The sequence below is a fragment of the Microbacterium sp. SORGH_AS_1204 genome (assembly GCF_030818935.1).
Lineage (GTDB): Bacteria > Actinomycetota > Actinomycetes > Actinomycetales > Microbacteriaceae > Microbacterium.
In genome coordinates, this window is sequence record NZ_JAUTBD010000001.1 from 31,774 (window position 1) to 55,484 (window position 23,711).

At 69.6% G+C, this 23,711-nt stretch carries 23 protein-coding genes and 1 pseudogene; 22 read left to right on the forward strand and 2 right to left on the reverse strand.

The genetic code is table 11. The features are described from left to right. Positions 1 to 7 precede the first annotated feature (7 nt). From QE410_RS00075 to rpsN, 20 genes and pseudogenes are all read left to right on the forward strand, one after another. Positions 8 to 1,009 (forward strand): LacI family DNA-binding transcriptional regulator, encoded by a 1,002-nt coding sequence (locus QE410_RS00075; RefSeq protein WP_307326475.1) that lies wholly within the window; start codon positions 8 to 10, stop codon positions 1,007 to 1,009. 109 nt (positions 1,010 to 1,118) lie between these two features. Then, on the forward strand, positions 1,119 to 5,066 hold the full coding sequence (locus QE410_RS00080; protein ID WP_307326477.1) for a LamG-like jellyroll fold domain-containing protein: 3,948 nt from the start codon (positions 1,119 to 1,121) through the stop codon (positions 5,064 to 5,066). 231 nt (positions 5,067 to 5,297) lie between these two features. Further along, positions 5,298 to 6,197 (forward strand): MetQ/NlpA family ABC transporter substrate-binding protein, encoded by a 900-nt coding sequence (locus QE410_RS00085; RefSeq protein WP_307326479.1) that lies wholly within the window; start codon positions 5,298 to 5,300, stop codon positions 6,195 to 6,197. Continuing rightward, positions 6,194 to 7,222: a methionine ABC transporter ATP-binding protein gene (locus QE410_RS00090; RefSeq protein WP_307326481.1), complete on the forward strand. Its 1,029-nt coding sequence runs from the start codon at positions 6,194 to 6,196 to the stop codon at positions 7,220 to 7,222. The genes QE410_RS00085 and QE410_RS00090 overlap by 4 nt, the downstream gene beginning before the upstream one ends. Next, complete coding sequence (locus QE410_RS00095; RefSeq protein ID WP_307326483.1) at positions 7,219 to 7,878, forward strand: methionine ABC transporter permease; 660 nt, start codon at positions 7,219 to 7,221, stop codon at positions 7,876 to 7,878. The genes QE410_RS00090 and QE410_RS00095 overlap by 4 nt, the downstream gene beginning before the upstream one ends. 101 nt (positions 7,879 to 7,979) lie before the next feature. Continuing rightward, positions 7,980 to 8,159, forward strand: a pseudogene (locus tag QE410_RS17055) (MerR family transcriptional regulator); the annotation flags it as partial. Positions 8,160 to 8,434: 275 nt separating this feature from the next. Further along, the gene (locus QE410_RS17060; RefSeq protein ID WP_373459358.1) at positions 8,435 to 8,599 is read left to right on the forward strand and encodes a DUF433 domain-containing protein; all 165 of its coding nucleotides are present in this window, start codon (positions 8,435 to 8,437) and stop codon (positions 8,597 to 8,599) included. Continuing rightward, a complete protein-coding gene (locus QE410_RS00100) occupies positions 8,596 to 9,048 on the forward strand; it encodes a hypothetical protein (RefSeq protein WP_307326486.1) in 453 nt (150 codons plus the stop codon). Before QE410_RS17060 ends, QE410_RS00100 begins: the two co-directional genes overlap by 4 nt. Positions 9,049 to 9,160: 112 nt before the next feature. Next, positions 9,161 to 9,577 carry a hypothetical protein gene (locus QE410_RS00105; RefSeq protein WP_307326488.1) on the forward strand — a complete coding sequence of 139 codons (417 nt, stop codon included), beginning with the start codon at positions 9,161 to 9,163 and terminating at the stop codon, positions 9,575 to 9,577. 263 nt (positions 9,578 to 9,840) lie between these two features. Beyond that, a complete protein-coding gene (locus tag QE410_RS00110) occupies positions 9,841 to 10,863 on the forward strand; it encodes a metal ABC transporter solute-binding protein, Zn/Mn family (protein ID WP_307326490.1) in 1,023 nt (340 codons plus the stop codon). Beyond that, entirely contained in the window at positions 10,860 to 11,675 is an 816-nt protein-coding gene (locus QE410_RS00115; RefSeq protein ID WP_307326492.1) for a metal ABC transporter ATP-binding protein, read from the forward strand. The genes QE410_RS00110 and QE410_RS00115 overlap by 4 nt, the downstream gene beginning before the upstream one ends. Further along, positions 11,672 to 12,532, forward strand: a complete 861-nt coding sequence (locus QE410_RS00120) for a metal ABC transporter permease (RefSeq protein ID WP_307326494.1) — start codon at positions 11,672 to 11,674, stop codon at positions 12,530 to 12,532. Before QE410_RS00115 ends, QE410_RS00120 begins: the two co-directional genes overlap by 4 nt. Positions 12,533 to 12,667: 135 nt before the next feature. Continuing rightward, a complete protein-coding gene (locus QE410_RS00125; protein WP_307326496.1) occupies positions 12,668 to 13,081 on the forward strand; it encodes a Fur family transcriptional regulator in 414 nt (137 codons plus the stop codon). Then, complete coding sequence (locus tag QE410_RS00130) at positions 13,050 to 14,096, forward strand: permease (protein WP_307326498.1); 1,047 nt, start codon at positions 13,050 to 13,052, stop codon at positions 14,094 to 14,096. Before QE410_RS00125 ends, QE410_RS00130 begins: the two co-directional genes overlap by 32 nt. After that, positions 14,089 to 14,946 (forward strand): TIGR03943 family protein, encoded by an 858-nt coding sequence (locus QE410_RS00135; RefSeq protein ID WP_307326500.1) that lies wholly within the window; start codon positions 14,089 to 14,091, stop codon positions 14,944 to 14,946. The genes QE410_RS00130 and QE410_RS00135 overlap by 8 nt, the downstream gene beginning before the upstream one ends. Then, positions 14,936 to 16,342: a hypothetical protein gene (locus tag QE410_RS00140; RefSeq protein ID WP_307326503.1), complete on the forward strand. Its 1,407-nt coding sequence runs from the start codon at positions 14,936 to 14,938 to the stop codon at positions 16,340 to 16,342. Before QE410_RS00135 ends, QE410_RS00140 begins: the two co-directional genes overlap by 11 nt. Continuing rightward, positions 16,342 to 17,013: a DNA-3-methyladenine glycosylase gene (locus QE410_RS00145; RefSeq protein ID WP_307326505.1), complete on the forward strand. Its 672-nt coding sequence runs from the start codon at positions 16,342 to 16,344 to the stop codon at positions 17,011 to 17,013. The genes QE410_RS00140 and QE410_RS00145 overlap by 1 nt, the downstream gene beginning before the upstream one ends. 332 nt (positions 17,014 to 17,345) lie before the next feature. Further along, positions 17,346 to 17,582 carry a 50S ribosomal protein L28 gene (gene rpmB, locus QE410_RS00150; protein WP_055832508.1) on the forward strand — a complete coding sequence of 79 codons (237 nt, stop codon included), beginning with the start codon at positions 17,346 to 17,348 and terminating at the stop codon, positions 17,580 to 17,582. Then, a complete protein-coding gene (rpmG, locus tag QE410_RS00155) occupies positions 17,582 to 17,752 on the forward strand; it encodes a 50S ribosomal protein L33 (RefSeq protein WP_013584775.1) in 171 nt (56 codons plus the stop codon). Before rpmB ends, rpmG begins: the two co-directional genes overlap by 1 nt. A gap of 4 nt (positions 17,753 to 17,756) precedes the next feature. Next, entirely contained in the window at positions 17,757 to 18,062 is a 306-nt protein-coding gene (gene rpsN, locus QE410_RS00160; RefSeq protein WP_022878196.1) for a 30S ribosomal protein S14, read from the forward strand. Between the two features lie 113 nt (positions 18,063 to 18,175). Here rpsN and QE410_RS00165 read toward each other — a convergent pair whose 3' ends face one another. Then, positions 18,176 to 19,627, reverse strand: coding sequence for a LuxR family transcriptional regulator (locus tag QE410_RS00165; RefSeq protein WP_307326508.1), 1,452 nt, complete (start codon positions 19,625 to 19,627; stop codon positions 18,176 to 18,178). Between the two features lie 427 nt (positions 19,628 to 20,054). On the opposite strand from QE410_RS00165, the gene QE410_RS00170 reads away from it, so the two are divergent. Beyond that, a complete protein-coding gene (locus QE410_RS00170; protein WP_013584778.1) occupies positions 20,055 to 20,342 on the forward strand; it encodes an HU family DNA-binding protein in 288 nt (95 codons plus the stop codon). Positions 20,343 to 20,418: 76 nt separating this feature from the next. After that, entirely contained in the window at positions 20,419 to 22,404 is a 1,986-nt protein-coding gene (locus tag QE410_RS00175; RefSeq protein WP_307326510.1) for a cytochrome c oxidase assembly protein, read from the forward strand. 187 nt (positions 22,405 to 22,591) lie between these two features. Here the strand turns inward: QE410_RS00175 and QE410_RS00180 are convergent, their stop codons facing one another. Beyond that, positions 22,592 to 23,671, reverse strand: a complete 1,080-nt coding sequence (locus tag QE410_RS00180) for a hypothetical protein (protein ID WP_307326512.1) — start codon at positions 23,669 to 23,671, stop codon at positions 22,592 to 22,594. Positions 23,672 to 23,711: the final 40 nt, after the last annotated feature.

Below are 23,711 nucleotides of genomic sequence, written 5' to 3' on the forward strand. Positions count from 1 at the left end.
GTGACGCGTGGTCAACATCGCCGATGTAGCGAAGGCCGCCGGCGTCTCCCGCAGCACCGTCTCGTACGCACTGTCGGGAAACCGGCCGATCTCGCGCGAGACGCGCGAGCGGATCGACGCCGCGATCGCCGATCTGGGGTTCACGGTCAACGCCGGCGCCCGCGCCCTCGCCACCTCGCAGACCATGGTCCTCGGGCTCCTGCTGCAGTTCCACGACGACGAGTTCCCCCCGGCGATGCTGCAGTACATCCTCGCGATCACGACGGCGGCGCGAGAGCTGGGCTACGACATCCTGATGATCACCGACGATCACGGGCCGGAGGCGATCCAGCGGATCACCTCGTCCAACATGGTCGACGGGGTGCTCCTGCTCGACGTCACCCACGAAGACCCGCGCCTCCCGGCGCTGCGGAAGGCGCGGCAGCCCGCCGCGCTCGTCGGCCTCCCGAGGGACACGGACGCGCTCGACGTCTTCGACCTCGACTTCGAGGGAGCGGCCCGGCTTCTCGTCGACCATCTGTACGACCTCGGCCACCGCGAGATCGTCCTCGTGTCTCCGCCTCGCCATGTCTTCGACCGAGGCGGGGCGTACGCCTGGCGTTTCCGCGACGCCGCGCTCGAGCGGGCCGCGCAGCACGGACTGACGGTGCACGCCCATTACGGTGAGTCGCAACAGCCCGCGGTCGAGCGAAGCCTCAACGCCATCCTCGACGCCCACGCGCAGGCCACGGGGGTGATCGTGCACAACGACGCCTCCATCGCCGCCCTCCCCGCGGTCCTGCGCGAGCGGGGCACGGTCGTCCCTCGCGACCTGTCGGTGGTCAGCCTCTACCCGCGCAACTTCGGCCGCACGTTCCTGCTGCCCTACACCGCAGTGGAGACCTCCCCCGACGGGTTGGGCCGAGCGGCGGTTCAGCAGCTGGTGCGCCGGATCAACGATCCGCAGGGCGGGCCGCCCGTCGTGCGTTTCATCGAGCCCGAGCTCACCGACAGGGGGAGCACCGCCTGAGGACGCGGAGCGCACCCGGTTCGTCGCCCATCGTCGAACCGGTTCACTTCATCACCTGAACCCGATACGACCGACGTATCGGACATCCACTCAATGACGAGGACATCCCATGAGGTCATCACCGCGGCTCGCCTCCCGCAAGCCCATCGCAGCCGTGACGGCAGGACTGGCCGTCGCCGCTCTCGCCATCGGCCAACCGGCCCTTCCCGACAGTGCGTCGGCGGCCGCGCCGGCCGCCACCGCCGACCACCTGATCCTGGACTACGACTTCGACGGTGCCGCCGCACTGACCGCGACCATCGAGGACACATCGGGCGACGGACGCGACGGCACGCTCATCAACCCCGGGTCGGCGAAACTCGTCGACCGGCCCGGTGGGGGGAAGGCACTGCGCCTGAGCGGCGGGGAGCGCACTTCCACGACCGCGCCCTATGTCACCGTCCCGGCGGGCCTGTTCAAGGACCTCCAGGGCGCGACGATCTCGTCCTGGGTGAAGTGGGAGGGGAGCGCGGTCTTCGAGTGGCTCTACGTCTTGGGCAAGAACCGCGACAGCGCCACGTTCTACACGCCCAAGTTCGAAGACGGTGTGGCCCGCTCGAGCGCCAAACCGGCGACCAACGGTCAGGAGGTCGGCGCGCGTGCGGCGACGGCCCTCCCCGCCGACGAGTGGCATCTGGTCACCACGACCCTCGACCGTGACAACGTCATCTTCTACCTGGACGGTCTGGAGGTCAGCCGCACCGACGTGGGCATCGACGTGGCCCAGGCACTCTACGGGGCGACGTCGCCGAACTCGGGGTACATCGGGCAACCCTTCTGGACCGGCGCGCACCCCTTCTTCGCCGGCGCGGTCGATGATTTCCAGGTCTACGACACCGTTCTGTCGCCGCAGCAGGTGCGCGATCTCGCCGGCGCGTCGGCGCCCACGATCACCGAACTCCGCGAGACGACGACGCAGACCCGCACCACGGTGGGTACGGCGCCCACCCTGCCCGGCGTGCGTGCGATGTTCAGCGACGGCCAGGAACGCCTGGCGCTCGTCACCTGGGAGGCCGTACCCGCGTCCGCCTACGCCCGGCGCGGCTCGTTCACCGTGAACGGGGTGGTCGATGGAACCACGACTGCCGTCACGGCGACCGTGCGCGTCATCACGCCCGGCGAGCTCTCCATCGACGCCGCCGATCGGACCGGAGCCTTCATGGGCGGTGCGTCGGGAACCCTCTACGGTCTGTACGGGCCGGGCCTGCCGTCGAACAACCTGATAGACGGCATCCAGCTCCGCACCGTCTCGACGAAGGCCCAGGACGGGCCCCAGCATCCCGGTGCCGACGCGCTCGAGGTCGTCAAGCCTCTCGCGGACTCCTCCGACGGTGATGTCTACATCTACATGACGGACATCAACCGCGGTTTCCCGTACCAGGTGCCGGGGAACAACGGCGCGGAGAAGACCGCCTGGTACAAGCAGTCGGTCATCGACCAGGCGAAGCAGGTCGCGCAGCTCCCCGCTGAATACCAGGACAACATCGTCTTCGTGCCGTTCAACGAGCCCGAGGGCAACATGTACGGCGGGGGTACGGAGAACTTCTGGGGCTACAGCTGGCTGGACAACCCCGACAAGTTCTTCGCCGCGTGGGACGACTTCTACCGCGCGATCAAGGCGGAGCTGCCGGATGCCCGCATCGCCGGTCCCAACACCAGCATCCTCTACAACCAGGTCGAGGGGTTCATGAAGCACGCCGTCGCCAACGACACCGTGCCCGAGGTCGTGACGTGGCACGAGCTGAGCGACCCCGCGACGATCCGCTCGAGCGTCGCCCGCTACCGCACCTGGGAGAAGGGCTTCTTCGCCGGCACGAAATGGGAGGGCAAGCAACTGCCCATCAACGTGAACGAGTACGCCTTCAACTACCACACCTCGGTTCCCGCGCAGATGATCCAATGGATCTCCGCGGTCGAAGACAGCAAGATCGACGCCGACATCGCCTACTGGAACATCGACGGCAACCTCTCCGACTCCGCCGTCGAAGCCAACCGCGGCAACGGCCAGTGGTGGCTGCTGAACGCGTACGGCAACATGACCGGCGACACCGTGCGGGTCACGCCCCCGCAGCCCGACGTCAGCTACACCCTCCAGGGCGTCGCGACGATCGACGACACCACGCAGCAGGTCAAGGCCCTCATCGGCGGATCGACCGGCGCGCAGAAGGTCTTCATCGACAACCTGCCGTCGTATGTCGGGAGCGCCGCCCACGTGCTGATCCGCGACATCCGCTGGACGGGGCAGATCGGCGATTCCGCCGAACCGCAGACCGTCAAGGAGTACGACGCCCCGGTCGAGAACGGCACGCTCGAGCTGGGCTTCGGCGAGGGCGACCTGCCCGCGCTCGGCAAGGACTCGGCCTACGAGATCGTCGTGACGCCGGGCACCGACACGACCTCGCCCTCGGTCCCGTCCGTGTCATGGCGCGGTGTCTACGAAGCCGAGGCAGCCCCCCACACGGGCGCGCCGTACTACAACAACGGTCCCGAAGGATCGCCCCGCGACGTGGCGAAGTTCTACACGTCGGGAGAGCGCAACGTCGGCGGCATCGAGACCGATTCGACCCTCGCGTTGAACTTCGAGGTCGACGTCCCCCAGGCCGGTACCTACGACCTGAGCGTGCTGGCCAACGCCTACAACAAGGAAGCCCGCAACGAAGCGCAGGGTCCGGTCAACATGTTCCTCCGGGTCAACGGGGCGGCCGAGCAGGAGATCTACGCCGACCTGGGCTACAAGTGGGTCGTGTGGGACCACACCGACACCGAAGTCGCCCTGAACGCGGGTAAGAACACCATCACCCTCGCCGCGCGCAGTCTCGACGGCACGAAGGCGACCACGGGCGCGGCCATCATCGACAAGATCGATGTGACCCTGCCCAATGCCGCCTACACGCCGCTCTACGAGGCCGAGAACGCGGTGCTCCGCGGCGCGGCACCGGCGTACGACCGCGGTGGCGTCTCCGGGTCGGGCTACGTCGCCGTGGGCGCGGACCAGTCCGCCACCTTCTGGGTCTACAACAAGGACGACTCGGAGAAGTCGCTCGAGGTGAGAACGCTGGGTGGCGGCACCGCGAAGGTCACGGTCAACGGCGTCGAACTCGGCCAGGTCACCGACACCGCCACGATTCCGGCGTTCCTGATCGGAGGGATCAACAAGGTCGAGATCGTCGGCGGCAGCGGAACCCTCGCCCTGGATCGCATCTCCATCGGCGCATCGGGCGGAAAGCTCGCCGCGCAGACGATCGAAGCCGAGGCCGGCGTGCTGGCCGGCACGACGAAGGTGCAGAACCTCTCGCTCGCGAGCGGCGGCAAAGCGGTCGTCGCAATCGGCGGGGCCCAGAACAACGGCAACACCCTCACCCACACGGTGACGGTCGCGCAGGCGGGTATGTACGCGATGACGGTGCGCTACTCGAACGAGGAGCAGTCCCCGGCGTCGCACTACAACCCCGACCCGGTCGCGCGCCGCGCCGACGTGTCGGTGAACGGCGGTCCCGTCCAGCGGGTGCTCTTCCCGCAGAGCTACAACGCGAACCAGTTCTGGGACCTGACCGTTCCCGTGCAGCTGAAAGCCGGCGCCAACACCGTCTCGTTCGCGTCGAAGGAGGCGCCGGACTTCAACGGCACCACCTTCATCTCGCAGCGCTTCCCCACCCTGGGGCTGCGCTCGCAGTGGGCACCCAACCTCGACAAGCTGACCTTCACCGCGATGAAGCCGGCGGCGCCGGCGCCCGCCCTGAAAGTGGATGCCACGGCATCCTCCCGCAAGATCGCGGGCAAGGCGTACGTCGCCGTCACCGCCGTCAACCGGTCGGCGGTGCCGGTGCGGATCGACATCGTCACGGCCTACGGCAAGAAGACCTTCGCCGAGGTCCGGCCCGGCCAGACCGTCAGCGCGATCGTCAACTCCACGAGGGCGACGATCCCCGCCGGCACGGCCACCGTGACGGCCACGGCAACGGTCGACGGAACGAAGACCACGTCGACCGTCGAGGCGCCGTACAACGCACAGAACTGATCACCGTGGGGAGGGGGCCGTCGACGCCCTCTCCCCACCGATCCTGCGCGGCCGCTGGACGACGTGTCACGGTCGCTCGCCGACGCGTGACGTGGACCGGGGGTCCGGTCGGCGAGCGCGATCATCTCCTTTCGCCGACGCGACGTCGAATCGATTACCCCGCATGACAGGTCGTTACCGGCCGTAACGCCTCGACTTCGGCATCCGCCCCGCCCATGATGATGTGGAGCCATGACTTCACGCCGCACCGCACGCCTGGCCACGATCCTCGGCGCCTCCACCGCAGCCCTCCTTCTCGCCCTGACCGGGTGCGCCGGGGGAGCGGCATCCGATGACTCGACCCGCATCGTCCTCGGCGCCGACGACGGCAACGAGGCGCACTGGACGGTGCTGAAGCAGAAGCTCGCCGACGAGGGCATCGAGCTCGAGGTGCGCACGATCAACGACGGCGTGCAGCTCAACCAGGGCGTGCAGGACGGCGAGCTCGACGTGAACCTCTTCCAGCACCTGATCTACCTCTCGCAGTTCAACGTCGAGAACAACGGCACGCTCGTGCCCGTCGGAGCCACCGCGGTCTACCCCCTCGCGCTGTACTCGGAGCAGTACACCGACGTGAAGGACCTCCCCGAGGGCGCGACCGTCGCCATTCCGAACAACCCCACCAACCTCGCGCGCGGTCTGCTGAACCTCCAGACCGCGGGTCTGCTGACGCTGAAGGACGGCGGCACCGCCCTCTCGACGCCCGCCGACATCGAGACCACCAAGATCAAGCTGCTGCAGGTCGACACCAACCAGACCGTCACCGCGCTCAAGGACGGCAGCGCCCAGGCCGCGATCGTCAACAACACGCAGGCGCAGAAGGGCGGGCTCGGCGACGAGCTCATCATCTTCAAGGAAGACCTCGACAACCCGCAGCTCGCGCCGTACATCAACGCCTTCGTCACCCGTGACGACAAGAAGGACGACCCCCGCTGGGCGAAGCTCGTCGCCGCCTACCACTCGCCCGAGGTCGAGGCCGCGGTCACCGAGCTGAACCAGGGCAACCTGCAGTTCAAGACGGAATGGACCGGCGCGCAGCTGCAGGACGAGCTGACCAGCCTCGAAGACGCCCTCAAGGCCCAGAACGGATGACCGCGGTCATCGAGCTGCGGGGGGTCACGAAGAGCTTCCGCACCGATCGCCGCACCTCCTCCACCGCTGTCGACGACGTGTCGCTGACGGTGGAGGAGGGGTCGATCGTCGGGGTCATCGGCTACTCCGGCGCCGGCAAGTCCACGCTCGTGCGCTTGCTCAACGGCCTCGAGCAGCCCACATCGGGCACCGTCGAGGTGCTGGGCGTGAACGTGGGGGATGCCACCGAGGCGAAGCTGCGCGACCTGCGGCGCCGCGTCGGCATGATCTTCCAGCAGTTCAATCTCTTCTCGTCGCGCACGGTCGCGGCGAACGTCGCGTACCCGCTGAAGGTCGCCGGCTGGAAGAAGGCCGACCGCGACAAGCGGGTCGCCGAGCTGCTCGACTTCGTCGGCATCGGCGACAAGGCGAAACAGTACCCGCGGCGCCTGTCGGGCGGCCAGAAGCAGCGCGTCGGCATCGCCCGAGCGATCGCCACCGACCCGCGCATCCTGCTCGCCGACGAGGCGACGAGCGCGCTCGACCCGCAGACCACGGCCGAGGTACTCGACCTGCTGCGCGAGATCAACCGACGCCTCGGCATCACCATCGTCGTGATCACGCATCAGATCTCGATCGTGCACGAGCTGTGCGACCAGGTCATCGTGATGGAGGGCGGCCGCGTCGTCGACAGCGGCGACACGTATCGCGTCTTCGCGCACCCGCGCGCCGAGCTGACCAAGCGTTTCGTCGCCGCCGTGACCCAGGGCGTGCCGTCGGGCGAGGCACTGACGGCGCTCGCCGCGGGCGGCGGCGACCTCGTCAGCGTCGAGGTGAACGAGTTCACGAGCGAGGACGTCTCCGAGGTGTTCCACCGCCACGGCGCGCGCCACTCCGTCGTCTACGGCGGGGTCACCGACGTGCTCGGCAAGCAGCTCGGCACCCTCACCTACCGCGTGCACGCCGAGAACCTGGACGCCATCGTGGCCGAGCTGCGCGCCCACACCGACGTCGTGCTTCCCAACGCCGCGGAGGTGCGCGCGTGAACAAGTGGGACACCCTCACCCCGGTGCTGCTGCAGTCCATCGGCGAGACGGTCTACATGGTGGCCGTGTCGCTGCTCATCTCGGGCGTCGCGGGTCTCGTCATCGGCGCACTGCTCTACGCCACCCGGCCCGGCAACCTGTTCGAGAACCGCGTGGTCTTTGCCGTCGCGAACCTCGTGATCAACGTCATCCGCCCGATCCCGTTCATCATCTTCCTCACCGCCGTGGCCCCGGTCACGCGCGCGGTGACCGGGACGACCCTGGGGACGGATGCCGCGATCGTGCCGATCACGATCATGGCCACGGTCGTGATCGCCCGCGTCGTCGAGCAGAATCTCGTCGCGGTCGATCCGGGCACCGTCGAGGCCGCCCGGGCCGTGGGGGCCCGCCGCATCGGCGTGCTGTTCGGCGTCGTCATCCCGGAGGCTCTGGCACCGCTCATCCTCGGCTACACGTTCATGTTCATCGCGGTGGTCGACATGTCGGCGATGGCGGGCTACATCGGCGGCGGCGGGCTCGGCAACTTCGCCATCATCTACGGGTACCAGCAGTTCAATCAGCAGGCGACGTGGGTGACCGTGGCGATCATCGTCGTGATCGTGCAGGCCGGCCAGCTGCTCGGCAACGCCCTGGCCCACCGCATCCTGCGCCGCTGACCTCTCGTGCGGGGGACGTTCAGGGGCACCTGTATGGGGCGTCCTGCCGGTGTCGGGGGTCTGTGTCATACTCAGGCGACGATTCTGGGAGGTGGGCCGCGGTGTCGTTTTCGATCGAGCTCGCCGCAACGCTGTCGGGTGCTTCTGTCGCGCAACTCCGCCGTTGGCGTGCCACCGATCTCCTCCGCCCTGAGATCCATGACAGTCGTCCCGCGGTGTATTCGTTCCGGGATGTTGTCGCCTTGCGCTCGTTCGTTCGGCTACGCGATGCGGTCCCCCTTCAGAGGATCCGCAAGGCCATCGGAAACCTTACGAGCGTAGATGAGCTCACGGAACATCCCGGTTCGTACACGTTCGGGACGGACGGTCAAACGGTTGCCGTCCTGACTGAGGATGGCTTGATCGATCTCGTGAAGAAGCCCGGGCAGTCCGTTGTCGCTTCGCTTGCCGAGATCTTTCAGCCGTTCACAACGGTGCGAGGCCGCGACGTTCCGGACTTCCTGCGCCCTCGTGACCACCTCTCAGTCGATCCTCGTCGGGCCGGGGGCTTCCGACGATTGCGGGGACGCGACTGCCTTACGAGAATGTGGCTGCTCTTGTACGCACGGGTCAGGTGCCATACGACCAGGTCGAGCGTTTCTACCCCGGCGTGACGCCGGACGCAGTGCAGGATGCGGTCGATTTCGACCGCTCCGTCCGGAGCCATCTCCGCGCCTCATGAAGTTCTTCCTCGATGAGAACTTTCCCCCTCTCGTGGCGGAAGCGCTTGTCGCGGTTTATGGGACGCTTCACGAGTTCGCCTCCGCTTATAGCGACCGCGCACGCTATGTCTCCGTTCTCGACCCCGAGCTCATGCCGATGGTCAGCGAAGCCGGGTTTCACGCCATAGTGACCTTGGACCGGCAGCAGCTACGGAGGCACGAGGAGAGAAAGGCCATCTTCGACGCCAGGCTTCACTGGATCGGTCTCACGATGAACGGGCCTGCGGGGCCGGATGGCATCGCTTGGCTCACCTCTTCCCTGCTCGCCGCGTTGCCACACTTGCTTGATCACTATCCGAGCGGTCCTCAGGTCTATCGCCTGAAAGGTGCACCGAACCAGGCCGGTCAAGTGATGAAGGCCACCCCGGTCTGGAACGACCAGCTAGAGCGTCTCTACGGAGCCGGCTGAGATCTCAGTCGTTCGGTGCGCTCACCGACGGTCTCCGGGGCGGGCGTAAGGGGCAACCGCATCGTCGACAGGTGACGGCTGCGCCCCCGGCATCCCCGCCTACCCTCAGAGGGTGAGCATCGTCCGCACCCTCGCCCGCTGGCTGCTCGGTGCCGCGCTGGTGTTCACCGGCACCGCGCACCTCACCTTCGCGCGCGACGATTTCGTCGCTCAGGTGCCGTCATGGCTCCCGTTTCCGGTCGACGTCACCGTCGTGGCATCCGGGGTCGTCGAGATCGCGCTCGGCCTCGCCCTCCTCGTGCTCGGTCGCTTCCGTGTGGCGGTGGGCTGGATCGTCGCGGCCTTCTTCGTCGCGATCTTCCCCGGCAACATCGAGCAATTCGTGCGGGGGACCGACGCCTTCGGCCTCGACACCGATCTCGCCCGCGGCATCCGTCTGCTCTTCCAGCCCCTGCTGATGATCTGGGCGTTGTGGTCGACCGGGGCGTGGAAGGCGTGGCGGGGGCGACGACGAGCCCGCGGGCGCTGAGCCGCGGCCGTGCGCTGATCTGCGCGGCAGCGGACGCCGAGGGCCCCGGGCGCTGATCCGCGCGGCGTTTCACGCTGCGGGCGCCGACAGCTGAACTGCGCGGCGGTCGACGCCGCGGGTGCCGACGGCGAGATGTCGATTCGCCCACGCCGGTGTCGGCGCCGGCCGCCCACCGCGTGGCGGGGAGGGCGTCTTGCTGAGAACATCGTTTGGCTTGCCGGCTGAGTTTGAGAACGATTATCACCAGCGTTACGGTTGCTCCCATGACCCGTCGCATTCTCGCCCCCGTCGCCCTCGGGGCCGCCTCCGTTCTCGCGCTCGCCGGTTGCGCCGGCGGCGCCCCCGCAGCCACCAGCTCCGACGCGTCCGGCGCCGACAAGGTCACCGTCGTGGCATCCACCGACGTCTACGGCTCGATCGCCGAAGCGATCGGTGGCGACTTCGTCGCCGTCACCTCGATCATCACCTCGCCCACGCAAGACCCGCACGAGTACGAGGCGAGCGCGCAAGACCAGCTCACGCTCAAAGACGCCGGACTCGTCATCGAGAACGGCGGCGGGTACGACTCGTTCATGGAGTCGCTCGTCGAGGCCAGCGGCACCACCGCGCCGGTCATCACCGCCGTGGAGTTCAATCACGACTACCCCGGTGCCGCGTCGCACGACGAGGCGCACGGCGACGAGGCGACCCCCGCGCCGAGCGAGAGCGCCGCAGAAGACGGCCACGACCACGCCGAGGGCGAGGGCCACGATCACATCGAGGGCTTCAACGAGCACGTCTGGTACGACCCGCACACCGTCGAAGACCTCGCGAACGATATCGCCGCGCGCCTCGGCGAGCTCGCGCCCGACCACGCGGCCGACTTCTCGGCGAACGCCGAGGCCTTCCTCGGCGAGATCGCCGGTCTCGAGGATTCCCTCGGGCAGATCGAGGCCAAGGATGCCGGTGCCAAGGTCTTCGTGACCGAGCCGGTGCCCGTGTACCTCATCGAGGCCGCCGGGCTCGACAACGCGACCCCCAACGAGTTCAGCGAGTCGGTCGAGGAGGGTCAGGACGTCCCGCCCGCCACCCTGCTCGAGGCGCTGCAGCTGCTCGATTCGGGCGCGATCAAGGTCATGATCGTCAACCCGCAGACCGGCGGCGCCGAGGTCACGCAGGTCGAGGACGAAGCCAAGGCCAAGAACATCCCGGTGATCGAGTTCACCGAAACGCTCCCCGAGGGTCAGACTTACATCTCGTGGATGCAGAGCAACATCACGGCGCTGTCCGACGCGCTGGCGGCGTGACCGCCGCAGCCCCGCTGCGCATCCGCGGCGCCGCCCTCGAGCGGGGCGGCAGAGAGCTCTGGGCCGGGCTCGACCTCGAGGTCGAGCCCGGCGAGCTCGTCGCGGTGCTCGGGCCCAGCGGCTCGGGCAAGACGACGCTGCTGCGTTCGATCCTCGGCCTCGAGCGGCTGAGCGCCGGCTCCATCGAGGCGCTCGGTTCGCCGGTGCGTCGCGCGGGCAATCGCCGCATCGGCTACATCCCCCAGCAGCGACCCCTGCCGCGCGAAACCCCCCTGCGTGGCCGCGACATCGTCGGCCTCGGCGTCGACGGGCACCGGCTGGGGCTCCCGCTCTCGCGCAGGAAAGACCGCGCGCGCATCGACGAACTCCTCGAGGCCGTGGGCGCCACCGCCTTCGGAGACCGCCCCGTCGGGCTTCTCTCCGGCGGTGAGCAGCAGCGCCTCCGCGTCGGTCAGGCCCTGGCCGACGACCCCGCCCTGTTGCTGTGCGACGAGCCGCTGACCAGCCTCGACCTCGCGAACCAACAGGCCGTCGTGCGCCTCATCGACAGGCACCGTCGCGAGCGCGACGCGGCCGTGCTGTTGGTCACGCACGACATCAACCCCGTGCTCTCGCGGGTCGACCGCATCCTCTACATCGCGCACGGCCGCTTCACCCTCGGCACGCCCGACGAGGTGCTGACCACCGAGACGTTGAGTGCCCTCTACGGCGCCCCGGTGTTCGTCGTGCGCGCCGGGGGCCAGCTCATCGTCGTCGGAGCACCGGATGCCGACGAGGCCCACCACCATCACCACGACGAGGACGACGCATGAACTGGTCCGACGTCGGCGACGCGCTGTTCGGCGGGGTCAGCCAGTACGGCGCGATCCTCGAACTGGTGCAGAACTCCGTCTATGCCGGGGCCGTACTGGGCCTGGTCGGCGGACTCATCGGCGTCTTCGTCATGCAGCGCGACATGGCTTTCGCCGTGCACGGCATCAGCGAGCTGTCGTTCGCCGGCGCCGCGGTGGCCCTGCTCGTCGGCGTCGACGTCGTCTCGGGCTCCATCGTCGGCTCGCTCATCGCGGCGGCCCTGATCGGCCTGCTCGGCGCGCGCGCCCGCGACCGCAATTCGATCATCGGCGTGCTCATGCCGTTCGGCCTGGGTGTCGGCATCCTCTGCCTCTCCCTCTACAACGGCCGCAGCGCCACACGGTTCAGCCTGCTGACCGGGCAGATCGTGTCGGTGCAGAGCGCGCAGCTCGGGTGGCTCGTCGTCATCGGCGTGGCCGTGCTGGCGGCGCTTCTGCTGATCTGGCGCCCCCTGCGCTTCGACTCGCTCGACCCGCAGTCCGCCGCCGCCCGCGGGGTGCCCACCACCGCGGTGTCGCTGGCGTTCATGCTGCTGCTCGGGCTCATCGTCGCCGTCGCCGTGCACATCATCGGCGCCCTCCTGGTCATGGCGCTGCTGGTGACCCCGGCCGCGGCCGCGATGCGCGTGGCATCCGGTCCGCTGTCGGTGCCGCTGCTGGCGGCCCTGTTCGGCTTCGTCTCGGCCGTGGGCGGGGTGCTGCTCGCCGTCGCCGGAACCCTGCCGGTCAGCCCCTACATCACCACGATCTCGTTCGTGATCTACCTCGTGTGCCGTCTGGTGGGTGCGCGGCGCGACCGCACCACCCGCGCGCTCTGACGTCGACCGGCGGCGGCACGCCCCGGGTGCGGGCGGGAGGCGAGGCGCCGCGGCGCGAGGCGGATGCGCGAGGCCGTCGACGGCGACCGCGTAACCCCCAGCCGATTCACCGGACGCCTCGCTAGACTCGCCGGCATGGTCCAGCGCAACACGTGGCAGCGCGAGCGCGTGCGCGAAGCCCTGTCGGGAGCCGGCGGGTTCGTCAGCGCGCAGACCCTGCACGCCACCCTGCGCGACGAGAACACCGGCATCGGTCTGGCCACCGTGTATCGCACGCTGGCGGGGCTGGCGGCGCAGGGCGACGCCGACTCCCTGCAGAGCCCCGAGGGCGAGAACCTCTTCCGCGCGTGCGAGACCCGCGGTCACCACCACCACCTGATCTGCCGCTCGTGCGGCAAGGCGGTCGAGATCGCGGCCACCGACGTCGAGGAGTGGGCCCAGCGCACCGCGGCACAGCACGGCTTCAGCGAGGCCGAGCACGTCGTCGACATCTTCGGTATCTGCACCGATTGCGCCCGTGCCCGGGCTCGCGAGCGTGGCGACGAGTAGTCGCCTCACGGCACCTTCGCCGCAACGTTCGGGTGCCTCGCGCACCCTCGTCGCGCTCGGCCTGGGTGTCGTCGTGGTCACGGCGCTGTTCCTCGTCGACGCGCTCGCCCCGGCCGTCTTCGCCCAGTCGCTGCCCACTCGCGCGCAGGACGGGCTCACCCTGGCGCTCAGCGTGCTCATCGAGTCGCTGCCGTTCGTCGTACTGGGCGTGGTGCTGTCGATCATCGTGCAGGTGTGGGTGCCGCCGGGGGCGATCGAGAGATGGATGCCGCGCGCGCCGTGGGCGCGCCGGGCGGTGCTGTCGCTTCTGGGCATGTTCATCCCCGTCTGCGAGTGCGGCAACGTGCCCTTCGCCCGCGGCCTGCTCATGCGGGGCTTCGGTGTCTCCGACACGCTGACGTTCCTCGTGGCGGCGCCGATCGTGAACCCGATCGTGATCATCTCCACGCACGCCGCATTCGGCTTCAGCGACGGCATCCTCGTGGCGCGCCTCATCGGCGGCTACCTCGTCGCCAACCTCATCGGGTGGCTGTACAGCCGGCATCCCGATCCCGACAGACTGCTCACCGAGCGCTTCCTCGAGACGTGCGAGATCGTCGTGCAAGAGCGCGGCGACCGCGGGCGGCGCACCCTGGCGCAGTTCGTCGTCGAACTGCGCTCGGTCATGCCGGCCCTGATCATCGGCTCGCTGCTGGCGGGGGCGGTGCAGGTGCTCGTTCCGCGCAGCGCTCTGCTGGCAATCGGCTCCGACCCCGCGCTGTCGATCGCCGCCATGATGCTGCTCGCGGTCGTGGTGTCGCTGTGCTCGAACGTCGACGCGTTCTTCGCGCTGTCGTTCGCCTCCACCTTCACACCGGGGTCGATCGTGGCGTTCCTCGTGGTGGGGCCGATCATCGACCTGAAGATGATGGCGCTGCTGCGCACGACCTTCACCACGCGTGTGCTCGTCGGGATGACGGTCGTCGTCGTGCTGTTCGCCTTCGCCCTCGGAACGGTGGTGAACCTCGTTGTCTAGAACGGGTGCCCTCGCGACGCGGTGGCTGGGCGTGGGGCTCGCGACCTGCCTGTCGATCACCACGATCACGTTGTGGATCACGGGCCGCATGTCGCTGTACATCAACCCCGACTCGGCGTGGTTCGCCGTCGGCATGTCGATCGTTCTGCTGATCGGCGCCGTGGCCTCGTTCGCGCTGCCGCTGGGGGCCGAGGCCGACCACGGCCACGACCACGAGCACGGCCATGCCGCCGCCGCCGCGTCCGCTCGTCGCGAGGCGTTCGCGCACGCCGATCACGAGCACAGCGACCCGCTCGACGACCACGACCACGCCGCTCACGAGCACCTCGCCGCCCGCCCACGGCTGACGCCCTCAGGCATCGCGGCCTTCACCGGCGGCGTGCTCGCGTCCGGCGCGGTGATCGCCGTGCTGCTGACTCCGGCCACGTCGCTGTCGACCGAGCTCGCCGTCTCGCGCGACATCGGTGCGCCGCCGCTGTTCGCGGGGTCCGACGTGGTGACCCTGGCGGCCTCGGGCGACACCTCGCAGTTCGGCATCGGCGACTGGTCGGCCGTGTTCGCCCACGCCACCAACCCCGAGACCTTCGACGGCAAGCCCGTCACCCTCACCGGGTTCATCACTCCGGCGAGCGACGGCTCGAGCTTCGACCTCACCCGTCTCGTGATCACGCACTGCGTGATCGACGCGCAGACCGCGCGCCTGCCGATCGCGGCATCCGGTTCCGCTCCCGCCACCGGGCAGTGGGTCACGGTCACCGGCACGGTGCGCTCCAGCGGCGACGGCGCGCTCGAGGTGCGGGCCGAGCAGGTGGCATCCATCGACGAACCGGCGGACCCGTATGAGTACTGACTCCCGCCGGTCCCGCTCGCGCACGCGCCGGGGGCGCGCCTTCGCGGTCGCCTTCGCCGCGGTGCTCGTGGGCCTGGTGGTCGTGGGCGGCGTCGGTGGTGTCGTCGCCGTAGCCCAGGGGCCGCGGGTGACCGACGTGCAGGTCGATCCGGCGGCTGCGATCGCGGCATCCGGTTCCCGCGTGATCCTGACCACGACGCAGTCGCTCGAGAGCGTCGACGCGTCACAGGTGTCGGTGGAGCCGGCGACGCCGTTCACCGTGGACACCGCGGGCCGGAGCGTCGGCGTGCGCTTCTCGCTGCCGCTGCGCGACGACACCGACTACCGCATCACCATCGACGACGTGAACGGGCTCGGCGCGGGTCCCGCCTCGACGCTGACCGAGACGTTCCACACCCCGCCCCTGCAGGCGTACCTGATGCAGCGCGGTACCCCCGAGGGCGACACGATCTTCCGCACGGACCTGCAGGGCGAGGCGGGGTTGCCCGTCTTCGTGCATCCCCACATCGAAGACTTCCGCGCCACGGCGAACCACCTCGTCGTCTCGGTGCGCGACGGCGACACCGCGCGGGTCATCGTGACCGACCCCGACGGGCAGAACGCGCGCGACATCGCCCTCCCGGGGCCCGGCTTCGTGAACAACCTGCAGTCGGCCGACCGCGGCGAGCGGATCGGCTTCACCTTCTCGGATGCCGACCTGAGCGCCGCCGGGGGCCGCGAGAGCCGTCTGTTCACCGCCTCGGCGGCCGATGACGCCCCGCCTACGGAGGTCGGCCTGAACGGCGGCGACGTGCGCATCGCCGACTACCGGTTCGTGCCCGACACCGACAGCATGCTCGTGCTGACCTTCGATTCGCGTCTGCTGCTGACCGACGCCGAGGGCGGCAATGCCGCGCCGCTGGGCAGTGCCGTGTCGATCGACGGCATCGCCCGCGGCTCGTCGGTCGCGATCGTGGAGCGTCTCGAGGGCATCCGCGAGATCGACCTCACCGACGGCTCGGAGCAGGCTCTGGTGCAACCGGTCGATCCGCCGGGGCTGGCCGGTCGAGCGACCCCCGTGCCCGGAACGGATGCCGGCACGATCCGCTCCTTCGCCGACATCAGCACCGACGGCGTCTCACGCTCCACCACGGTCGCCCACGTCGAGACCGACGGCACGGTGCGCCCGTTGCTCGAGGTGCCCGGCTCCGACACGGTGCTGCAGACGTGCGTCTCGCCGAGCGGGCGGTACGCCGCGGTGCTCATCGCCCCGCGCGCCGTCGACAACCCGTTCGACCGGTATCAGCTGCCGCTGCCCGAGCGCCTCTTGACCCATCTGGTCGAGGTCGACACCGGCCAGGAGGTCGTGGCGCTCCAGGGCTTCGACCTGTCGTGGTGCCAGGTGCCGCCGCAGTGATGCGTCCGGCGACGCGAGACGACCTGGCGGCGCTTCCCGTCGAGGTCGCGCCGCGACTGCTGGGTGGGGTGCTCGAGACCGTCGTCGCCGGGGAGCGCGTCCTCGCGCGGCTCACCGAGGTCGAGGCGTACCACGGCCGGGGCACGGGCGACCGGCCCGACCCCGGCTCGCACGCGCGCGGGGGTCCGACGGCGCGCAACGCCACCATGTGGGGCGAACCCGGGCACCTGTACGTGTACCTGAGTCATGGCATCCACTCGTGCGTCAATGTCGTGTGCGGCCCCGAGGGGGTCGCCGGCGGTGTGCTGCTGCGCGCGGGCGAGATCGTCGAAGGGGCCGAGGTGGCCGAGCGGCGGCGGCTCGAGCGGCGTGGAGCCGTGCGTGCGCCGCGCGACCTCGCCCGGGGGCCGGGGCGATTCGGCGATGCGGTGGGGCTTCGGCACCCGGTGCACGACGGCATCGACGCGGTGACGGGCTCCGAGCAGGCCGGGGCGGTGGCGCGCCTGTGGCTGCCGACGGAGCCCGCGGGCCCCATCGCGACGGGACCGCGGGTCGGCGTCGCGGGCATTGCGGGGACCGATGCCTTTCCCTGGCGGTTCTGGATCGAGGGGGATGCCACGGTCTCGGCGTTCCGCTGGGGTCGCGGGGCCGCGGAGGCGGCGGGGTCTTGAGGCGGGGCGCTGAGGGGTGTGTTCAGCCGGCGGCACCGCCGCAGCGTGCGCATGTCCCGAATGGTGCGGGTGGGTGCCCCCGAAGTCGCACGAAGTGGGACATGGTCTGCAAGGAGTGGGACATCGTCGGGGAGGCGGAGTCCCCGCCGGCGATGGCCCCCGTCAAGCCGACACGCCGCCCGTGCTAGACTGACCCCTTGTCTGCGCGCACTCCCAGCACGCAGTTCGCATCCCACCATCTGATCTTGGCCTTCCGCCGTGCTCAGACGGGGTGCAGACAAGGGATCTTGGGTGGCACCGTCCGGTGTCACGGTACAGAAGGAGACATCACCATGGCAGCAGTGTGCCAGGTGACTGGAGCGGTTCCCGGCTTCGGTCACAACATCTCGCACTCGCACCGCCGGACGAAGCGCCGCTTCGACCCGAACGTGCAGAAGAAGACCTACTTCGTTCCGTCGCTGGGTCGCAACATCAAGCTCAACGTTTCGGCGAAGGGCATCAAGGTCATCGACGCTCGCGGCATCGAGTCCGTCGTCCGTGACCTGCAGGCGAAGGGCGTGAAGCTGTAATGGCGAAGAAGGCTCAGGACGTTCGTCCGATCATCAAGCTGCGTTCGACCGCCGGCACGGGGTACACCTACGTGACGCGCAAGAACCGCCGCAACAACCCCGACCGCATCGTGCTCAAGAAGTACGACCCCGTGGTCCGCAAGCACGTCGACTTCCGAGAGGAGCGCTAAGCACATGGCTAAGAAGAGCAAGATCGCGCGCAACGAGCAGCGCAAGGTCGTCGTCGAGCGCTACGCCGCGAAGCGCGCCGAGCTGAAGAAGACCCTGGTCGACCCCAACGCGACCGACGAGGCCCGTGAGGCCGCGCGCGTGGGTCTGCAGAAGCTCCCCCGCAACGCGTCGCCCGCGCGCGTGCGCAGCCGCGACGTCATCGACGGCCGTCCCCGTGGCGTCCTCACGAAGTTCGGCGTCTCGCGCGTCCGCTTCCGTGACATGGCTCACCGTGGCGAGCTGCCCGGTGTGACCAAGTCGAGCTGGTAAGCACCAGACACCCGCACGAGAGGCGGGGGTTCCGAACGGAACCCCCGCCTCTCGTCGTTGTCACGCGTCGACGGGGGCGGGGGTTCCGAGAGGAGCCCCGCCCTTCGTCATCGTCACGTGTCACGCGACGCCAGAAGCTCGACCGCTTCCGCACGGCCGCCCACGCCGAGCTTCTGGTAGATCGAGCGCACCTGACTCTTGACCGTGTTGAGCGAGACGCCCCGCTCCCGCGCGATCTCCACGAGGCTCAGCGAGCGCAGAAGCAACTCGGCCGTCGCCGCCTCGGTCGGGGTCAGGCGGGCCGCGGCCAGGGGCGAGGAGGCCTCGGCATCCGGCGTCGCCACGCGTGCCAGCGCCGCGCGCAGGTAGGGGATGATGTCGGCGAGCTCCGGGTCCCGGGCGGCGACGGCATCCATCAACGACCGGGTCTCCTCATGCGGCAGCATGAGGAACGGCGTCGCCGACGACCCGGTACGGGTGATGAGGTGCAACGCCGCCTCCATGCTCTGGTGCGCCCGCCGGGTGTAACCGAGCCGGTTCAGCGAAAGGGCTCGTCGCACCAGTAGGGGGGTCAGCGTGCGGAGGCAGTGATCGGCTCCGGATGCCACGCACGCATCGGTCTCGAGCAGGAGTTCCCGTTCGCGCCCCAGGCGAAGCAGGGCGGCGGAGCGCTGCATCGAGAAACAGACGCCGTGACCCTCGGGGGTCTCGAACGGTTCGAGGACCGAGAGGGCCTCGCGATACTCGCCCTGCGCGACGAGGATGTCCGAGAGCACGCTGACGAGGAAGTACCGCATCATGCGGTGGCTGCTGAGTCGACGGCTGCCGTGCAGGAGCCGACGGGCTTCGGCCCGGCCCGCACCGAGGTCGCGGCGGAACATCATGGACATGACCTCGATGGCTCTGGCGGAGTAGCCCCAATAGGGGTCGTCCGGCTGCGTGCGCCTCATCGCGTCGGCGGCCTCGAGCAGGCGGGGGACATCCAGACGGGCGGAGGCGACCAGCGCCTCGGCGAGAAGGAGCAGGTACGCGGTCTCCGCGGTGTCCCAGCCCTGAGCCCGGAACAGCTCGTTCGCGGCGACCCGAGCTGCTTCGGCGGAGATGTACTCGCCGTTGAGGGCGTAGCCCAGAGCTTTGACGGACAGGGCGCGATAACTCGTGGCGTCGGTGTCGGCGAACAGGAGCGCTTCGGCGCCGAATCGTGCGCCCACCTGCGGCCACCCGATCGCGTTGCAGTACTCACCGACGCTCGCGTACAGCTGCGAGCGCGCTCCCGACGACAGGGAGGCGGGGCGGATCAGCCGTACGTCCTGGAAGTAGCGTGCGACGGCGTCGGCTCCTTCGGCGAGGGCGTCGCGCCGCGCGCGGGCGGCGAAGAGCGACGCGAGCGAGAGGGCCGTCGTGTCGGTCCATACGATGGGCGGGTCGGGAAACTCCGCTTCGGAGAGCAGGGCGAGGTGGCGCGCCACGGCGACACCGTGGCCGGGGCACAGCCGCTGGGCGGTCGTCGCTGCCGCGACGCGCAATGCAGCGCGTGCCTCGATCGAGGCGGGCGTACCCGGCATGGTCCCTCCCCGGTCATGCACCGCCAGCGGGTGGAAACACCGCTGTCACGAGGCCCCGGCTGCTATTTCGGTCATCATAGTTGCGCTTTGTTGGCGCCCAGGCGGGTGAGGACGAGCCCGCGGAGAACTCCCGGAAAAACGGATGGAGGATCGCCCGCCGAGCCCTCCGACTTCACCCGGCGACGCGCCGTCGGCACGGCCCCGGAGGCGCCGGGCGGGCCGGACCGTCCCACGGCGTCGGCCGCGGTCGCGCACGCTCGATCCCGTCCGCGTTGCGACACGCCGCGGCCTCAGGACCCAAAACCGTCAAGATCCGCGTGATTCCGCGGTTCGGTTGATACTGTCGAGGCGGTCTCCCGACCACCGAGGAGAATTCCTCCTCGTCCGAGTAACGAGAGACGGCTTCGTCGCCGTCTGGAGGACAACCATGGCCGACAAGTCCATCACCAAGACCGAGCTCGTCGCGAGCATCGCCAGCGCGACCGGGCAGAGCCAGTCCGCCGTGTCGGGCGTGCTCGACTCCCTCTTCTCCACCGTCTCCGAGGCGGTCGCCAAGGGCAGCAAGGTCTCGATCCCCGGGTGGATCGCCTTCGAGCAGGTCGCGACGTCGGCTCGCACCGGGCGCAACCCGCAGACGGGCGAGGAGATCTCCATCCCCGCCGGCAAGCGCGTCAAGGTTACCGCGGGCTCCAAGCTCAAGGCCGCCGTCAAGTAAGACGGTCTCGAACCATCGGAGGGGGGATGCCACGGCATCCCCCCTCCGATCTTTCCCGGCGACGTAGGCTTGTCGGGTGAATCCCCGACTTCTGCGCGTCGCGGGGCCCGTCATCCTGGTCGCGGTCTCGATCATCGCCGTCGTCGCCGGACTCGCCTTCGGCGGGGGAGCGGCCCCCGGGCGTCTCGCCGACGCGGGCCCCGTGGTGCGCTGGGGGCTGCCGATCGCCACGGTGATGGTCAACCTCGCCGCGGCCACCATGATCGGCTCGCTGGTGCTGGCGTTGTTCGCCCTCCCCGCGGGAGAACGACCCTTCGAGATCGCGCTCGACACCGCCTCCATCGGTGCGGCCCTCTTCACCGTGGCCGCAGCGGTCACGGGGTACATGACGTTCCTCAACGTCCTCAACGCCACCCCCACCCTCGACGCCGTCTTCGGGCAGCAGCTCGGACGCTTCCTCGTCGAGAGTCCGCCCGGTCAGGCCTGGCTCATCACCACCATCGCCGGCGCGGTCCTCACGGTTCTCACCTTCGCGGTGCGCTCCTGGATCCCGACGCTGATCGTGGCGATCCTCGCGATCGCCTCGCTCATCCCCATGGGCACGCAGGGCCACTCCGGCACCGAGGCCAGCCACGACGCCGCGGTCACCTCGCTGGTGCTGCACATCATCGCCGCCGCCGCCTGGCTCGGTGGCCTCATCCTGCTCGTCGTCGTGCGACCCGCGATGTCGCGCGGGCAGCTGCAGACCACCCTGCTGCGGTATTCCTCGATCGCACTCGTGGCGTTCATCGTCGTCGCGGTCTCGGGCACGGTGCGCGCCTCGATCGGCCTGCTCGGTCTTGAGAACCTCTGGTCGGCGTACGGGGTGCTCGTGCTGGTCAAGGTGGTCGCGCTCGTGGCCATGGGCGTCTTGGGCGCCTGGTACCGCCGTCGCCTCATCTCGCGCATGGCCGACGAGCCCGGCTCGGCGCGGTTCTGGGGCGTCGTCAGCCTGGAGCTGGTCTTCATGGGCATCGCCAGTGGTGTCGCCGCGGCGCTGGCGCGCACACCCCCGCCCGCCGAGGCGCCCCTGGTCGGCACCACCCCGGCCGAGGTGCTCACCGGTGCGCCCCTGCCCCCCGAGCTGACCCTCGAGCGCTGGTTCACCGCCTGGAACGTCGACCTGCTGTGGACGCTGCTCGTGGCGTTCGGCCTGTTCTTCTACCTCGCCGGTGTCTGGCGACTCCTTCGCCGCGGCGACACGTGGCCCATCCACCGCACGGTGCTGTGGTGCCTCGGCTTGTTCGGGGTGTTCTGGGTCACGTCGGGACCGATCAACGTGTACCAGGACTACCTGTTCAGCATGCACATGATCGGGCACATGCTGCTGTCGATGGCCATCCCGCTCATGCTCGTGTTCGGCGCCCCGGTGTCGCTCGCGGCCCGCGCGATCCGCAAGCGCGACGACGGCTCGCGCGGCGGCCGCGAGTGGATCCTGTGGGCGGTGCACAATCCGGTCGCCTCGGTGCTGACCAATCCCTACGTCGCGGCCGGCCTGTTCATCGGATCGCTTTGGGCGTTCTACTACACCGACCTGTTCCGGTGGTCGCTGTACGACCACGTCGGGCACATCTGGATGGTCGCGCACTTCCTCGTCACCGGGTATCTGTTCGTGCTCAGCCTCGTCGGGACCGACCCCGTGCCGTTCCGCCTGCCCTACCCGATGCGCCTGCTCGTGCTCATCGCGATCATGGCGATGCACGCGTTCTTCGGCATCGCGATCATGATGAACTCCGGTCTGATGGTCTCGGAGTGGTTCGGGGCGATGGGCCGCACGTGGGGAGCGACCCCCTTGGAAGACCAGTACGTCGGCGGCGGCGTGGCCTGGTCGGTCGGTGAGATCCCCACCCTCATCCTCGCCATCACGGTCGCGATCCAGTGGAGCCGCAGCGACGAGCGCCAGCAGAAGCGCCGCGACCGCCACGTCGACCGTGTCGGCGACCTCGAGCTCGACGCCTACAACGAAGAATTGGCGCGCCTCGCCGCCCGCGACGCACGCGTGGCCGCCCGCGGGGGCAGCTGAGCCGAGGCGGTGCCGCCGCCCGCGGCACTTTCGTCGTGCACAACGGCGGAGAACGGGGGCGACACGCGGGCGGTGAATGCCGGGCGGCGGCGTGTCGTCGAAAAGATCCGCCGTTGTGCCCGCGGCATCCGCCCGCCGGGGCCTCCCGCGGCATCCGCCGGGGCCACGCGCCGGGGCGACCGCCGTCTCAGTCGGAGGAGCCGCCGATGAGGATGGATGCCGAGCCGTCGGGTTCGACGGTGATGCGGCCGTCGACGGTGAACTCGACGTCTTCTTCGACCGTGCGGACGCTGCCGTCGAAGATCGAACGGATGTCGACCTCGATGTGGGCGACCGCGGGGGCCGACGGGATGCGCCAGCCGGCGCCGTCGGGCTCGACCGTGACCTGCGGCTGCTCGACGATCGACCACGAGGGGGCGTCGTCGATACGGTTGCGCACGGTGAAGCCGAACGGGCACCCGGTGGGCTGCAGCACCTCCTGCTCCGCGCAGGCGGAGAGGAAGTCCTCGACCTTCTGCTGCACGACCCCGAGGAATTCCTCGGTCGGCTGCGCTTCGACGTCGACGGGGATGCCGGCCAGCGGCGCATCGGCGAGCACGGCGACGCCGGGGGTCGCCGAGATGGCCGTGTCGACCGACACCGAGTACAGACCCGGCGAGAAGACCAGCAGCGGGAGGGCGGCGGTGGGATCGACGTCGGACCCCTCGATCGAGACCTGACGCTTGTCGACCTCGAAGCCGTTCACCGCGAACCGCATGGACCCCTCGACCGAGAGGTTCATCACCGACAGCGGGCTGCGGGCGAAGCGCCAGCGGGGCAGCAGGGAACTGCCGGTGTCGGCGGTCACGTCGAACGTGGTCGAGCCCGCGTATCCGCCCACGTTGTAGCTGACGCTGACACGCGTGCGGTCACCGCTGACGCTCTCACCGGTGACCACGGCGTCGGTCACCGCCTGCAGCGAATCGGGGCGCAGCAACGCTTCGGAGGCGGTGGCGGGGAGCCCCGCCGCCTCGAGCTCGGCGGAGTCGACGACGACGCCGGGCACGGCGAGGGCCTCGGCGGCGCGGCGCTCCTGCAGCAGCTCGAGGTAGTGCAGCACGAACGCGCGAGGGCTGTAGAACTCGCGGTACAGCGACGCCGCCCCCGCGCCGAGTGCGGCGAGGAGCAGTACGCCGATCAGGACCATCGCCGGGATCTCGAGTCGCCGGCGCGCGCGCACGCCGCGGACACCCTCGGGCGTCGCGGGGCCCCCGCCGGCGTTGCTCACGTCCCCAGTCTAGAAAGGAGTCCTGTGGGGGCGCCGCGTG

What these genes read in the sequence shown, in the direction of transcription:
- QE410_RS00080 (WP_307326477.1), top strand. Translation starts at nt 1,119, where the DNA reads ATGAGGTCATCACCGCGGCTCGCCTCCCGCAAGCCCATCGCAGCCGTG.
- QE410_RS00145 (WP_307326505.1), top strand. Translation starts at nt 16,342, where the DNA reads ATGCGTCCGGCGACGCGAGACGACCTGGCGGCGCTTCCCGTCGAGGTC.
- rpsN (WP_022878196.1), top strand. Translation starts at nt 17,757, where the DNA reads ATGGCTAAGAAGAGCAAGATCGCGCGCAACGAGCAGCGCAAGGTCGTC.
- QE410_RS00170 (WP_013584778.1), top strand. Translation starts at nt 20,055, where the DNA reads ATGGCCGACAAGTCCATCACCAAGACCGAGCTCGTCGCGAGCATCGCC.
- QE410_RS00110 (WP_307326490.1), top strand. Translation starts at nt 9,841, where the DNA reads ATGACCCGTCGCATTCTCGCCCCCGTCGCCCTCGGGGCCGCCTCCGTT.
- QE410_RS00085 (WP_307326479.1), top strand. Translation starts at nt 5,298, where the DNA reads ATGACTTCACGCCGCACCGCACGCCTGGCCACGATCCTCGGCGCCTCC.
- QE410_RS00125 (WP_307326496.1), top strand. Translation starts at nt 12,668, where the DNA reads ATGGTCCAGCGCAACACGTGGCAGCGCGAGCGCGTGCGCGAAGCCCTG.
- QE410_RS00120 (WP_307326494.1), top strand. Translation starts at nt 11,672, where the DNA reads ATGAACTGGTCCGACGTCGGCGACGCGCTGTTCGGCGGGGTCAGCCAG.
- QE410_RS00165 (WP_307326508.1), bottom strand. Translation starts at nt 19,627, where the DNA reads ATGCCGGGTACGCCCGCCTCGATCGAGGCACGCGCTGCATTGCGCGTC.
- QE410_RS00100 (WP_307326486.1), top strand. Translation starts at nt 8,596, where the DNA reads ATGAAGTTCTTCCTCGATGAGAACTTTCCCCCTCTCGTGGCGGAAGCG.
- QE410_RS00090 (WP_307326481.1), top strand. Translation starts at nt 6,194, where the DNA reads ATGACCGCGGTCATCGAGCTGCGGGGGGTCACGAAGAGCTTCCGCACC.
- rpmB (WP_055832508.1), top strand. Translation starts at nt 17,346, where the DNA reads ATGGCAGCAGTGTGCCAGGTGACTGGAGCGGTTCCCGGCTTCGGTCAC.
- QE410_RS00140 (WP_307326503.1), top strand. Translation starts at nt 14,936, where the DNA reads ATGAGTACTGACTCCCGCCGGTCCCGCTCGCGCACGCGCCGGGGGCGC.
- rpmG (WP_013584775.1), top strand. Translation starts at nt 17,582, where the DNA reads ATGGCGAAGAAGGCTCAGGACGTTCGTCCGATCATCAAGCTGCGTTCG.